At 42.8% G+C, this 14,976-nt stretch carries 10 protein-coding genes; 5 read left to right on the top strand and 5 right to left on the bottom strand.

Translation table 11 applies throughout. The annotated features are described in order from the left end of the window. Nucleotides 1–96: 96 nt before the first annotated feature. Nucleotides 97–1,095 (bottom strand): porin, encoded by a 999-nt coding sequence (locus AB6E78_RS21830; RefSeq protein ID WP_102321347.1) that lies wholly within the window; start codon nt 1,093–1,095, stop codon nt 97–99. A gap of 376 nt (nt 1,096–1,471) precedes the next feature. On the opposite strand from AB6E78_RS21830, the gene AB6E78_RS21825 reads away from it, so the two are divergent. After that, entirely contained in the window at nt 1,472–2,488 is a 1,017-nt protein-coding gene (locus AB6E78_RS21825; protein WP_372134208.1) for a succinylglutamate desuccinylase/aspartoacylase family protein, read from the top strand. Between the two features lie 314 nt (nt 2,489–2,802). On the opposite strand, the gene AB6E78_RS21820 is transcribed toward AB6E78_RS21825, so the two are convergent. From AB6E78_RS21820 to AB6E78_RS21805, 4 genes are all read right to left on the bottom strand, one after another. Next, nucleotides 2,803–3,522, bottom strand: a complete 720-nt coding sequence (locus AB6E78_RS21820) for a DsbA family protein (protein ID WP_017077412.1) — start codon at nt 3,520–3,522, stop codon at nt 2,803–2,805. Between the two features lie 127 nt (nt 3,523–3,649). Further along, complete coding sequence (locus tag AB6E78_RS21815; protein ID WP_151408427.1) at nt 3,650–4,219, bottom strand: protein disulfide oxidoreductase; 570 nt, start codon at nt 4,217–4,219, stop codon at nt 3,650–3,652. Nucleotides 4,220–4,222: 3 nt separating this feature from the next. Further along, complete coding sequence (locus AB6E78_RS21810; RefSeq protein ID WP_372134210.1) at nt 4,223–6,286, bottom strand: protein-disulfide reductase DsbD family protein; 2,064 nt, start codon at nt 6,284–6,286, stop codon at nt 4,223–4,225. Nucleotides 6,287–7,207: 921 nt separating this feature from the next. Continuing rightward, nucleotides 7,208–7,456, bottom strand: a complete 249-nt coding sequence (locus tag AB6E78_RS21805) for a hypothetical protein (RefSeq protein WP_017062732.1) — start codon at nt 7,454–7,456, stop codon at nt 7,208–7,210. Nucleotides 7,457–7,707: 251 nt separating this feature from the next. Here AB6E78_RS21805 and AB6E78_RS21800 point away from each other — a divergent pair, with 251 nt between their 5' ends. The 4 genes from AB6E78_RS21800 to AB6E78_RS21785 all read left to right on the top strand — a co-directional run bounded on the left by AB6E78_RS21800 (nt 7,708) and on the right by AB6E78_RS21785 (nt 14,697). Beyond that, the gene (locus AB6E78_RS21800) at nt 7,708–9,312 is read left to right on the top strand and encodes a mechanosensitive ion channel family protein (RefSeq protein WP_372134207.1); all 1,605 of its coding nucleotides are present in this window, start codon (nt 7,708–7,710) and stop codon (nt 9,310–9,312) included. Between the two features lie 219 nt (nt 9,313–9,531). Continuing rightward, on the top strand, nt 9,532–10,365 hold the full coding sequence (locus AB6E78_RS21795) for a RecX family transcriptional regulator (RefSeq protein WP_371724962.1): 834 nt from the start codon (nt 9,532–9,534) through the stop codon (nt 10,363–10,365). A gap of 513 nt (nt 10,366–10,878) precedes the next feature. After that, entirely contained in the window at nt 10,879–11,136 is a 258-nt protein-coding gene (locus AB6E78_RS21790; protein ID WP_372132760.1) for a hypothetical protein, read from the top strand. Nucleotides 11,137–11,154: 18 nt separating this feature from the next. Next, the gene (locus tag AB6E78_RS21785; protein ID WP_372132763.1) at nt 11,155–14,697 is read left to right on the top strand and encodes a UvrD-helicase domain-containing protein; all 3,543 of its coding nucleotides are present in this window, start codon (nt 11,155–11,157) and stop codon (nt 14,695–14,697) included. Nucleotides 14,698–14,976 lie beyond the last annotated feature (279 nt).

Raw genomic sequence — 14,976 nt, 5'->3', positions numbered from 1 at the left:
CTCTGAAGGATCCTTCAACCGATCGCTTTGGCTTTAACTGATCGGCATTAGAGCCATAGCCCAACCTTTTTAGTCTGTATCTAAAGTCGATTTAGATTAGAAGTCGTAACGTACACCTAGGCGAAGAGAGTCTTCACTTTGTGTTTCTAAACCTGCAACTTTTACGTCGTCTAGATTGTTTAATTGGTAAGCAACGTATGTACGGATAGATTTGTTGAACTTGTAAGTACCAGTCAGCTCAAAGAAGTCAGCTGTGTCTACAGTTAAGTTCTGTGTCGCGTCTTTTTCTTGTTTTTGGTACAAACCTGCCAGTTCAAATTGGTCTGTTAGCTTGTATTTAGCAGCAACTTCCACACCAGAGAACTCAGTTTTTGCTTTGTCGTCTAGGTCACCCATTGTGTAGGTTGCACCTAGGTATAAAGCATCCATTTTGTAGTTAATACCAGCAATCAATGCTGTAGCTGAACCATTACCAGTACCGTTGTCGTTACCTGAGTAACCAAGACCGAAACCTAAGCCCATCGGTAGTGTGTAAATGCCAGAGATACCGTAACCGTCAGTATCTTTGTCTTCACCAGCAATCAAACTTGCTTTAAGAGAAAGTGCGTCTGCGTCGTAAGCGTATACAAACGTGTTATTGATTTGCTCGTCACCTGCATTGATGAATGCTTTTTGGTCACCAGAGTAGATAGTAACATCCGACATTTCTGAGATTTGAGCTGCAGCTGTATCTTGACGACCTACTGATACTGCGCCGAAGTTACCTTCAAAACCTGCATACATGTAACGTTGCTTAAAGTTTTCAGTCTTACTGTTATCAGCAGAAGATTTCACGCTTTGTTCTGCTTCGTAGAAACCAAAACCAGATAGGTCGCTAGTGATTTCTGTAGTACCACCCACATTCAAACGAACACGGCTTTTGTTTTTCATCGTACCGTCGATTTCAGCACCACCTGAACCAATGAAATCACCACGGAATTCCGCACGACCGCCAATTTTAAGTTCTGTGCCATCAGAGCTGTAAACTGTTGCTGCTAGAGATGAACCTGAAACTAGTGCCGCTACCACTGCAGAAGCTAGAACTGCCTTTTTCATAATCACTTACCTTGTATTTTAAAATCCGTGAGCAATGTGCTCTCCGTTTCGATATGAAGCTAATTTAGAGCAGATAAATTAAGCTTTCATTTCCATAAAATTACATTTTCGTGAATGGGGAACTTTTTTAAGTGTTGATTTTATTGCACTTTTATTTCATGCGACTGAGTGTTCTATGAATAGTTATACAAGTTGCGTGTATTTCAAAGGTCACATTAGCAAGTTTTACCTTGGAATCACGTATGTCGATGGTGGTGAATTTTGGCTGCGCTGAGAGCTTGTTAATCTGATTAACTGCTTGTACTGGTAAGGATATCCTCTATGATGCAAAAACTTAGAAGAGAATAGATTCTGCTCAACAATATGGAGACGTTGGATGAAAACAGAGTACTTAGGCGATGTTTTACAAGGTAGGCAGGTTATTGGCTCCTTGAATGTTGAAGACCTACCCGTTGGAGAGCACCAGTTTTGGTTTCAAGTCACCAGTGATGGGCTAGGGCAACCTAAGAACATGCCGGTTTCTGTTTTCAAAGGCAGTCAAGAAGGTCCTAAGTTGATGATCACCGCCGGTATTCACGGTGATGAGCTAAACGGAGTGTTGGCTGCACAGCAAATTATCAGGGACTTAGTCGGTAAAACGCTCAAAGGTACGGTAACGATTGTGCCTACTGTGAATTTGTCTGGCTTGCTGAACCATAGCCGTGATTTCATCTCTTCGGATCCGGGCTCTTGTCCTGCCAATCTTAATCGACTCTTTCCGGGTGATGCTAATGGCTTGGCAGCGGAGCGCTTTGTTGCGTCTTTGTGGGAGCGTTTGCTTAAGCATAATGCCACCTTCGCCGTTGATCTCCACACTCAAACTCGTGGCGCAGTTTATCCACTTTATGTATTTGCTGATTACCGAGTTGAGCAATGTTTGGAGATGGCGAGGCTGATGCAGCCCGATTGTGTTCTGAATGACCCTGGTGACCCAGGTATTTTGGAAACGGTTTGGAATCGAAGTGGAATTCCGAGCATCACGGTGGAAGTTGGGATGGGGAAATTTACTCAGCCTGACATGATTCAACGAGCGGTAGACGGTGTTTTTAACATGCTGTCTTATTATGAAATGTTCGAGGTTGAAATAAATCATCCCGAGAAAATGCAACTGCCGAGAATGGATTGGATAGAGGGTAATGATGTGGTTTCTATCCGCGCTGATATTGGTGGTTTTGTATTGCCGCAGGTTGAGCTTCTGCAGAGCGTAGAACAAGATGATTTATTGGCTATTCAATATGACGCTTTTGGTAATGAGTGTCGCCGTTATCACGCGCCGTCTGCTGGACGTGTCCTTAGCTACAACGTGGATGCGTTAAGGGAGCCGGGTGCGCTTGTTTGTCGCTTGCTAAGTTAGGCTTAGTCGGTTGGACGTTTCTGTGCTAATACACTGTGTTGCTATCTAAAACACGTAAAAAAAAGACCGAGCTAGGCTCGGTCAAAGGACAGTTGTCTAGAGTAAGCACGTCTTGGACTCATCGAGAGAACTGTTTTTAGAGTAGCGAGGCTAGATTAAGAATCCATTGCAAGATAGTGACACTTCGACTGCTTTTCTATTTCAAAAATAATATTGAAAACATTATCTTAAACTCATCAAAAAGCCGACTGCGGGTTGCGCGAGTCGGCTTTTATTCACTTCTCTTTCGAGTCTTTATCTCTATCTACGCACGATTAAAAAGCGTCATCCACGATATCTTTAAGTCGGTCGTAAGGCACATACCCGGGTAAAACATTTCCGTTCATCATCATGGTTGGAGTGCCCGTTAAGCCGAGTGCACTGAACGTTTGGTGGTTAGTGGTTAGAACCTGGTTTTGTTCTTGAGTTGTTTTTAATTCCGCCTCTGTTCCCGTCTTCTTGGCAACGGCTTCTAGTGAGCTTTTCGAGTGAATACCGCTTTTCGCCATCAGCAATCTATCAACTTCAGGGAATGCTTCTGGGTTATCTTTCCATACTTTCATCGCGTATAGCGCCGCGTTGGTGTCTAGCCCTGCAACTTGTTGTTGCTTAAACGATAAGTACACGTTGATCACTTTAATGTCGCTGTTTTCAGAGGCTAATTGAACCAAGCCTTTTTCCAAGCGCTTACAGTAAGGGCAGTTATAGTCGGTAAAGTTAATGATGACCGATTTGCCATCCGGATTGCCCGTGATTGGGTGAGCGTCATTGTTGTACAACCAATCATGGCTTCCTGCTTGAGCCTTCTTCGACTGTTCTTGCCCTGCTACGTACTGCTCTAAGCTGGTATGTAAACCAGAGATCGTAGAAGGGTTCTCTTTCAGAAATTGGTTAATCTCTTCAAGTTGCTGGGTTTGTTCTGTGCTTAACTCAGCGAAGGCAGTGGTGCTCATTAGTGAGCCTAAAATCAGTGTACTAATCAGATGCTTTTTCATGCTATTTATTCTCTAATTCTTGATAATCGTGAGCGCTCATTGGGTCGCGCTCACGGAAATCCTGTTCGTTAAACGGGCTAAATCGAGTTGTTCACCTTGCTTTGCTCTGTTTTTCTTTGTAAGCGAGTTAGGCAAAGTAGGTTCTCAACCAAAGCCCTATCGGGGAAGTAATGCCTGTTGCGATACTGCTAATTTTTCCATCTTTGATGATGACGATGCTTGGAGTGACACTAACGCCCCAACTTCTGCTGATTGATCCAGAAAGATCATTGATCACAGGGAAGTCATACTCTTTCGCCTCTAAGTAGCGCTGAACACGCTCGTCTGGACCAGACGATAGAGCGACCGAAACCACCTGATGGGAATCACTGAAGCTATTGACGGTTGGGCTTACAAATTTGCAGGCACCACACCAAGTCGCCCAAAAATAGACAATGACTGGCTTACCATTTTTGCTTAGCTCGATAACATCAATATCTTCGCCTTGGAGCGATTGACCCACAATTGGAATCGCGTCGCCCTGAGGCATGCTTCTGCTGTGATAAAAGTCCATCGCAAATGAAACCACGCCAACGATCAATATCATTGAAACCAGTTCCTTTCCCCACTTCTTAAGACGACTTGGCTTTTTGGTTTCACCCTTTACAGCGCTGTCTTCAGTCGTGCTAGATTTCTCTTCATTGTTGGGAGTCTTCATCCATTATCTCGCAGCGTCGATGGCTTGAACGACAGTGTCACTGTCGAGAATGACAGGCAGTGGAATACCGCTTCTATAGCTTGGGCCGTAGACGATATTAAATGGCACACCAAATCGACCATTACTTTGTAGGTATTGAGTGACACTTTCACTTGGTGTTGTCCAATCGCCTTTCATCAAAACAATGTCTTCTTGCTGCAGGTGGCTGTAGACAGGGTCTTGGAGAATGACGCCGATCTTGTTGGCCTTACAGGTAATACACCACTCAGCGGTCACATCGACAAATACCGTTTTGCCTTGCTCAACCAATTGAGGGATTTGTTTTGCATCTAGCTTTTGCCAATCGAGATCGTCAACAATCGGTGTCGCCCAGTTATCAGCGGTGACACTACCGACGATCAATGCAGCACCAAACACCAAGGTTGTGGTTGCGACGATAGGAATAAGGACCTTGCGGCCCAACTTACGGCCAATCCAAATCAATACTGTAATCACGATAAACAGTGACAACAGGATCGTCGGGAATTTACCAATAAATGGGCTCATTAGGCTTGCTAACCATAGACTGGTAATGAACATCATTAAGCCAAATACCAGCTTAACTCTGAACATCCATGCCCCAGGTTTTGGAAGCAGTTTTGTAAGACTCGGGAACAGCGCGAAAATCAACCAAGGTGCACTCATACCGATGCCGAGTGCGATAAAGATAGCCCACAACTCTTGGTAGCTTGCCCCAAGTGCATAAGCAACTGCGGTTCCTAAGAACGGAGCACTACACGGCGTTGCCAACAGCGTCGCAAACATGCCTTGAATAAAGTGGCCTGAATGTGAGTCATCGCCTTTGGTTGCCATCCAAGTGTTTAAACCTGATGGTAGTCTGAATTCAAATAATCCAAGTAGATTAATCGAGAACAGCAAAGTGATGATCAGCATGAACCCGATGAACCAAACATTTTGGAACTGGATTCCCCAACCAATCGCATTACCACCCATTTTTAGAGCGGTCATACCTAGGGCTAACAGCGCAAATGATGTAATGACACCTGAAGCAGAAGCTAAGAATGAGAGTCGGATATGACGATTAGATGCACCTTGGTTTTGAATGATACTGTTTAATTTCATTCCTAATACTGGCAAAACACATGGCATGATGTTGAGGATCAAACCACCAATTAAAGCGAAGCCTATCATCGCCAAAAAGCCGTTGTTGCTTGTTTGGTAAGCGATCGGTTCTGAGCCAACCTGGGCCGTCATCTCTTCGGCGAAATTAGTATCTGAAACAGTGACACTCACGGTACGGTCCGTTAAGTCGACTTCACCTATCCAGTTGCTCACATCAAATACGGCTGTCATTGTATTGCCGGTGATGTGGACGCTTGGTTGAGAGAAGAAGTCATCAATCACTTCTTGCCCGTCAATCAACACCATCGGCTTATCCCAGCCATCTTTACTTGTCAGCTGAGTAACCAGTTGCTGCTTGCTCTTGTCCCAAAATAGACCATTGACTGAAGTGCGGTTAGCTTCTCGTGGAGATTGGCTCATCCCTTGGTTGAACAAGAACATCGCTTCTTCATCGAGCGCTAAGGTTTGTGGGTCAATCGGCAGCTCGATATCGTAATCGGTTAACACACAGATATTGGTACACGACGGAAAGGTAAACGACGCCCTGAATATTGCAGGCTTCGTGTTGTCTTTCAGGGTTAACGTGACGGGAAAGCTGACATGCTTTTTGTAACCTAACGTCATTACGTCAAGCTGCTCGTAGTACTTAGGTATCGGCCAGTGCCACTCTACTGACTCAATGTTTGTTGAACCAGACCAGTCCCAGCTTGGCGGAATGCCACCTTCGCCTGGGCTGCGCCAATAGGTTTTCCAGTCGCCGTCGAGCACAACATCGAGCACGGTTTGGATCTTAGAGCCGTCATTCGACTGTTCACCCGTCGACATCATTCGCATTTTAACAGGCGGATGCTCAGGCACACTAAGCCAGCCCGTTGTCTGTGCCAAGGCGGTAAATGACGTCATAACCAAAAGGGCAGTGACTAAGGTTTTCGCACATGTACGCATAGAGAATGCCAATGAATCGACAAACTTAGTTAGTAGTGTGTTGTACACAAATGTATCTCCAAAAAATAAATAAAAGGGTGTAGTAGCCCGGTTATTTACTCTCTAAATATACAGTGCTTTAGATGCAATCGGTGTTTTGTCGGTCGAGTAGAGCGATGATTGTCTCTAGATAATCTCGAGATGTGAGGAGGTAAGTTAAACGCAACAGCAATAATAAGTACGAATGGGATCAGCCAGCCGGTTTTTGGGGCGGCAAAGGTCAGCATTTTCGAACTTAGGCTGCATGAATTTGAATTGGGGGACGTTAACATTTTTGAGGCTTCTAAGCCGAAAACGCTGGCGTATAGAGCAGCCATTTTTTCTGAAGAAGCGATGTTGGTTTGGGGATTACTGGTTTCTGTATGAGTTTGTGTGCCAACTAGGACTGATTGGCCATTAGCGGATGCAGATAACGATACTTTCTTGACGGCCAGAGTGCTCGCCAGACAAGTTACGATAACCAGTCCGGTAAGGAAGAGCGCCCAAAGCGAATGCTTTTGTCGGCGGTTCTGTGTGGATAAGAAAAGTAGCGATGTGTTCAGCAAATTAGTCAGTAATCAAATCTGTTAGTCGTTAAAGCAAGCTCATTGAATTGTGGTTAGCTTAGATAAGTTCTCTTCGTGCCACAAGTCATAAAATGGTTAAAGTGAAACTATGTATAAATGCAGGAAACGGCAGATACACGATAAAAGACGCATAAACACCAATTCACGCGAATACGACATTGAGCTGTAGCTAAAGTTCACAACAACTGAAAGTTATCGCTAATTATTCTGTATTGAGTGGTTTATTAACTATCAGGACGGGACAGGCGATACAAAAAAGCCCAACAGATCGTCAGTGAACGTGTTGGGCTTTAATCATTGGTGCTATTGGAAAGGCTTAGTGAGTGCGGCGAGGGCCGTTACGTACCAAGTCTTTACCGTTATCAAACACCTCTTTGGTGATCCAGCGAGCAAGCAGAACTTTATGGCTGCTATTGAATACAGCAACGAAGTGACGACCATCTGAATTATTGGTTGCCATGCCTACACCTTCAACGCCTTCAAGGCCTAAACCGCCAGCTTCCACTGAAATTAGGAATTGCTCTAGTTCTTCTAGAGACTCAATAATATCAAGTTCGTTGTTCATTTTTATGCTCTCTTGCTGTGAGCCAACATCGTATTTAGGGCGCTTTAGTGCTGTGCTCGAATGAAGATATTGGCTGTTGTTCTTTGTTGGATGCGTACTCTACAGGTCATAAGAGGGGATTGGAACTCTCAAATATTAGAAGCAGGCTGATAATTTGCGAATTTTTAACATAACATACGTTTAAATGCTTGTTATCCATATTCTTTTTACTACTATTTATAGGGTCAATTTAGACAGTGATAGGAATTAATATGATGAAGGTTTGGCGTTGTCTATTGTTAATGTTGGCGTTTGTCGCATTTGGAAGTTATGCGCAGAGCGTTGAGAAAATCGCAGAAGTACAAGATCAGTTAATGCTCGATCTAGCAACATTAGAAACGGCGCATGATGCTGAGAAGCCCTTTCTTGAAGATATCTTAAGGCGTAAGAATCAGGGCCTACGCGAAGAGATTTTTTCACAGCTATCGTCAGATAAAAAAGAGGGGCTGGATGTCACTCTTGCTCAGCAGGTCGAACTGCTACAAAAATTGCTGTCGTTGAATGAAACTAAAATCGTTTCAATGAGTAAAGAAAACCGTTCAGCTGAAGGTGACGCTAAAAAACGCCTTGAATTGCGTATTCAAAAACGAATCGGAATGATGGATGTCTATTATCAGCAGCTTGCTAAGACCTTAAATTGGTCGAAAGAGCGTGGTGTTGATGTTGCTGTTCCTGAAGGTGAGCTCAAAACGGCACTTGTTTCTCGTTCTCAATATCTTACTAATGCAATTCTATACACGGATACACAACGTCAAGATTTAGAACGCCGGTTATCTTATGTAAGTGAAGAAGAGAAAGCGACGATTAAAACTGAGCTTGAACGCTTCAGTGAGCGAACTAGCGTTATGGTCGCGAGCTTAGAAGAAACCATCACGCTAATGGAACCGTTTGGCGTGGATGTGACTTCGTACAAACGTGTTTTGCTAGCGACGACAGGTGACATTAACGCCGATGTGTTGGATGTTGATGTTGCACTGGAGCTGTTGGATGGTTGGCTTCGTTCGTTCAGTTCATGGGCTTTTGAAAATACCCCTTCTTTTATCGTTAAACTTGCTCTGTTTCTCGGTATTTTGTATGTAACTCGCCTTATTGCTAACGTGGCTCGCAAAACCGTTCGTAAGAGTGTTTCGCACTCTAAAATGGACTTCAGTGTATTGATGCAGGACTTCTTTGTATCCATCGCATCTAAAGCGGTCGTGTTTATTGGTTTGCTTATCGCACTGTCTCAAATAGGGATAGAGCTAGCACCTCTTCTTACTGGTTTCGGTGTAGCCGGTGTCATCATTGGTTTCGCATTGCAAGACACACTATCTAACTTTGCATCGGGTTTGATGATCTTGATCTACCGTCCTTATGACGTCGGTGACATGGTTAAAGTGGCAGGCGTGCAAGGCACGGTAAAAGACATGAGCTTAGTATCGACGACTGTTCAAACCATTGATAACCAACGCTTGGTGATCCCAAACAACAAGATTTGGGGTGACGTGATCAACAACATCACGGCAGAACGTGTAAGACGTGTTGATATGGTTTTCGGTATTGGTTACTCAGATGATATCGATAAAGCGAAAGCGGTATTGAACGACATCATTGTTGCGCACCCTCTAGTGTTGAAAAAACCAGAGCATATGATCAAGCTTCATACCTTGAATACGTCTTCTGTAGATTTTGTCGTAAGGCCTTGGGTTAAGACTGATGACTACTGGGATGTGTATTGGGATGTGACGGAAACCGTGAAGAAACGCTTCGATGAAGAAGGCATCACGATTCCATTCCCTCAACGAGATGTACATATTTACAATCACGAAGAGAACTAAGCGAAAGAGCTAGTACGAGAAGCAATTTCGAAAAGAGCGATTACGTAAAAGCTAAGTGTGGCTTCGAGCCATCATTCTTAATGTGATATCAAATGGACGCTGAATAAGCGTCCATTTTTTTTGGCTGCCGCTTATGTTGAGCTTCATTCTTTTATGTCACTCAACCACCTTAGAATTACGTTATGATGGGGTAGGCTTAATCTGGAAAGTTGAAATCGAATGGACGATTCACAGCAAAAAACGAATACTAGAAATACAACGGTAAGAAAAGCGACGCGAATTGAAAGTGTTATGAACTCTGCGATGTGGCATTTAACTCAGAGAGACATGACGGAAAGCGAGTTAGTGGCGAAGCTCAAAGTGAAAACCGACAATCAAGAATGGATCGATGAAACTCTAGGGACATTGAAAGGCTTCGGGTATCTCAAGTCTGACCAAGTGTTTGCAGAACAATTCGTGGAACAAGCTTTCTCTGGTGAATTCGGTTCTCGATACATTGTCGAAAAACTGAAGAAGAAGGGGCTGACCGATTCAGTGATTTCTGATGCAATCCATAAAGTGTCGTTCGAAAAGTCTATTGATGAACAAACCATCTTGATAGACCGAATCAACCACTACTATTCAAGCTTTACCATGAGCCGTGAAAAGCTGGTTGCGACACTGCAAAAGCGTGGCTTTAGCTATCAACAAGTTAAGGTAGCGATTGACCAGCACCCACAAGCGCATCAACTGAAAAGTAACATTCAAATTAAGGCCGAGAAAGCCGACTTGGAAAAAGAGGTGCTCAAGTACGCTCGTAAAGGCAAGGGCCTGACCGCCATTCAGCAAGAACTTAGACAACGACAAATCGACACAAGTGAGCTGTCATCGCTCATCGACCGATTGATTAATGAAGAGCAGCTAGATTTCTATTCTTCTTGTTTAGAACAGTTGCAGAAGAAGCCTTATGACCTAAACGATCATAAAGAACGCTCCAAGGCTTACGCGATGCTAAGTCGAAAGGGGTTCTCTTCAGACGAGATCAAATTTGCATTGAGTGAAGATAACGAATAACTAAGCCGGAAAAATTTCCTATTGTAGTATGTTGGTTTGTCCTAAGTAACTATTGGACAAAACCTTGCTAGCGTCTTTCTTAAATTAGCGAGTCATGAATAACTTCAGGTATTGCAAACCTCCAATCAAGTGGCCAAATTAACTCAGCCACTACAAGGCTCTAGTCCATTAGGCAAAGCGATAAAGTACACGCTTGGGCAGTGGTCAAAGCTTATTCGTTATATCGACGCACTCCTACCTTGGAACTTCAAACACTGATAAGTCGCCCCGTGGGTTCATGGGGCGGATACGATACACATGCGGACTCTCAGATAAGCAAAATAGGTTTGGGTTACTAGCCCCTTAGTGTAAGATTACCGCCTATTTCTGTGGTGCTAGGGAGTCGGCCCAAAAGAGTTTAAGGACATATTGTGATATGTATAGGCAGGAATGCTCTTACTTATCTATCTTGCACAGAGCTATCAAACAAACGACAGACAGAGTGATAAAACTGTCAATAAATTTAGTGACTGTATGATCAAAAATTTTGCTTCCTCGGAATACACAAGTGTTATTGAACTAAAAAATGACTTTCAACAACTTATCGGCAGTAGATTCTTTCTCGGCCCCCTTTCTGAAGAAGAAGCTCAAAAAGAGTTTGAACGATGCAAAACCCCCTTTACTGACGCGACTACAAACATAGATGGTAATGTAGTGACCCAATGCTACAAGAATGTAAACCCTATGCTTATTTTTATCTGTGAAGAGCAATATTTCATCGTATATCCATAACACGTGGGAGCAAGGGGCATGGAGTCTAACTTTTTACGATTACTAGATGAGGCACCAGCAAAGCTGTTTGAATCCATCGCGACGGCGGAACAACTCTTTGTGGACGAGCATTATCATTTTGTACCTACAGCAATTCGCTCCTTCTGTGAAGGGGTGTTGGCGACGGCTTTAGAGATCGACCCTGGTTCGAATTCTAAGTCTTTGGCAAAACTGATTGAAGAATTTTCAAACAAGTTCAACAAACCTCATATTTCCTATGCTGCCAAACGAATTCAAAAAATGGGAAATAAGGCCAGTCACTATGAACCTAGACAGTACTCCCGCTCTGACTTGCAGGTTCTTTTTCAGGATGCAAAAAAGCTCTACGAGTTCTTAATCATCGATGTCTATCACAAGAATATTGTTTCGGAACCTTTCTCGTTGGAGAAGTTAGGGCATGCAGAGTTAAAAGAACACGCGGCGAACCAAGACAAGATCAAAGAGCTATCCGAACAGGTCGACTTAAATGGGCGGTTGATGTTGGAGCTCAAAAACTACCAGCAAGTCAATCGTGAACTACGACAAAAGATGTCCTTGTATGAGGCGGATTACTCGGTTAGACAAAAAGAACTCGAAGCTTTGGCCAAACGCGACAGCGAGTTGAAATACGCCTTGGAAACGGCACTAGTTGACGACCAAGCTTCAGTACAAGATGAAGTAGATAGCATTAGACTTCAAAAAGATAAACTAGAAAAAGACGTTCAGTTTTATGAGCGTAAACTTACTGAACTCAAGGTTGAAGAAGCTACGTTATGGCAAGATAATCAAAAGCTAGAAAAAGACTTACTCCACGAGATTGACCAGTCTCAAAAGCTAGAGCAGATCCGCTCAATTCCACCGCTAAGCGAGCACCAAGAAAAGTTGATCCATATCGATTCAGGCAGGCACTTTCTTGAAGCCCCCCCTGGAGCTGGAAAAACCACGATCTTAATTCATCGTCTTGAGAAAGCGTTACTCAAGCATAATGATGACCAAGATATTGTGTGCCTAACCTTCACCACTCGTGCTGCAGAAGAGATGCACATTCGAGCAAAAAGCGTACTTAATGACAGGCAGCCATTCATTGGTAACTTCCATAATTTTTGCTTAGATAGCATTCGTAAGAGCAAAAGATTAAGTTTCCAAGAGAAAAGATTCGGTATTCTTGATGATGAGTACCGTGAAGTTCTTTTAGAAACAGCTAAGAAGTCTGCAAGCAGCACCGTCTCGAAAGTCATGAATCCACATTTCAAAAACTTAGTGGTTCAAACCGGTGATATTGCAAAGGTGGCGAGTTCTCATAGCTTCAACCGCACGTTCTTTGGTTCTTACCTTTTGATGTTGACACTGACATTGCTGGATGATGCTGAATTGATAAGTACGTTCTCGGACCTACTTGAGAAGAATATGGCGCAACTATTGTCTGAGGCTACACTGAATTTTGATAAAGAAGAACCGTCACAGGAAGAACTAGCACAGTATATATGGTCTGTGTTTATAGCCTTCAGAGAGCTTAAAAAGCAAAGTGGCACTTATGACTTTGATGATATTCTTTGTATAGGCTTACAGGAAATCATTGCAAGAAAAGATAAAAAGAAATACATCCAGATTGATGAAGTTCAAGACCTGTCTCCAATACAGTGGGAAATCATCAATGCCATGAGCGATGAAGACAGCCATATTTTCTGTGTAGGTGATACTTATCAGTCTATTTATAGCTTCTTAGGCGCAGATACTGAAAAGCTTAAAAAGCGCACGACCCACTATGAACGCCATGAACTTATTAATAACTTCCGTTCTGACAAAAACATTGTCGATCTGCTTAGCGCATACCGAAAGTTCAATTGGCAACTCCCAGAACTAAAAGGGAATAGTGACGCTGATGATAAGCAGTCGACATTGCTATTAGGTTATCCTGATAATGTGGCAGAAATTCACAACGTCATTCTGATGATCGAGAAAATACTAGAAAAAAACTCATCAAGACAAGTCGGACTATTGTGCTCAACGAACAAAATAGCGGAATCGTATTGTAACTTTCTTAATTTGAAAAAAATCGATTTTTTTAGGGTTAGTGAAAGTGATTTGATGCAGAGAAATGAGATTCAAGACTGGATGAGCTGCCTTCGAGCTTATCAAGGAGTGGCGACAAATAAAGACTGGTGGCGCTTGTCCTATAGATTTAGCAAGAAATGGGACGGCAAACTCACCAAATCCAGGTGCATTCAGTTTATAAATGCTTTGAAGCAGCATGGTGTTACTGTTTATGACATCCTCCAAAGTGGCAACCTTAGTAAGACAAGCAACAGCAATACTTATACTTATAACTTGAAAGAATTAGTCGCGAAATTCAAAGGGCAAGGGGTTGTCATTTACGATACAGAAACAACGGGGTTAAACTTTGAGTCGGACAAAATTGTACAAATTGCAGCGGTTAAAGTAGTTAATGGCATCATTACTGATGAGTTTGATAGATACGTACACCTGGATATTGAATCAGATTTAGATTTAAAAACACAATTTGAACAAAGCCAAAAAGTTCATAAGATAGAAGCAACCCAAGTTGCTAATGGCCAGCAGTTAGACCAAGTATTGATTGATTTCTTTGAATTTGTTGGAGACTGTGCCGTCGTCGCGCATAACCTTACGTTTGATGAAACAATGCTTAAGATGAACAGTAATGCGTTGAACGACTATCGTACGATAGATGCATACCACCGTTTTAAGCAGAATGTTCAAATGGATACGTTATTGCTCACCAAGCAGCATTTCCCAAATCAGGCGAACTATAAACTAGAGAGTCTTCTTAAAGATTTCGATTTGGAAGGCGTTAATAGCCATAATGCTTTAGATGATGTGAAAGCGACCGCATCGTTACTTAAGCACCTTATGGGCGTCATTACACCTAAACTTTCACACATTGATTCACTTATCGATGGAGAGGCTCAACTAGTCGAAGATCTTCGAGAAAATTGGGTAGAGATCGAGAAATTAATGGGACCTCAAACCATCGGAAATAGTACTTCATTAGCTGAAACGCTAGATGCATGGCTCATGTTCATTCAAGATAAATCGGATTGGTACAACAACGTTCAAGACGTGTCTTCGGAAGCAAGAGATAAGCTTATTCCTTGGTTGGAAAAAAGTGGCGAATACCAAGGATTACTCAACAACTTAGTTGATGACTCGAATCCATCGATTGCCAAACTATTCACATTAAAAGAAGTTGACCTGATTGATGACAAAAAACACCGCCTTATTGTGAGTACTATCCATAGAGCAAAAGGCCTAGAGTTTGAAACAGTGATTGTTCCTAATGCGGTCGGAGATACATTCCCTCCGTGGGTGCCTGATTCTGCGTCAAATCAAGAACGTCTGAGTCGTTCGAATGAGAGTCAGCGCCTGCTGTATGTTGCTTTGAGTCGACCTAAAAACAAGCTGATTGTGACATATCATGAACATCTTGCACCGAAAGGCTTCCCTAAGGGTTTAAGTCCTTTTATTGAAGGTATAAAAAGTACTTTTGGGTTCTCCAGAACATAATGTCACAGATGGTATGAACACTCGTCTATACAGTGTTAAATCTTCTACGAGTGGAACTTCAAACACTGACAAATCGCCCCGTGGGTTCATGGGGCGGATACGCTAAGAGAGCTATAAGAATAGATAACTTTTAGTAAGGAAAAAAACCATTAACAGGATATGAACGAGTAAAAGGTCTATCTAATAATGGGGCAAAAATGAGTTATGTCACTACTCATTTTTGCTGTGATCACCAAGCGATTCTGTCGTACCTTAACTACCAAATGACTTTGTCGTTAG

This window comes from Vibrio sp. 10N.247.310.98, assembly GCF_041467395.1.
GTDB lineage: Bacteria > Pseudomonadota > Gammaproteobacteria > Enterobacterales > Vibrionaceae > Vibrio > Vibrio crassostreae_C.
Note: the sequence above shows the minus strand (reverse complement) of the source record. Positions and strands in the feature narration are given on the sequence as shown.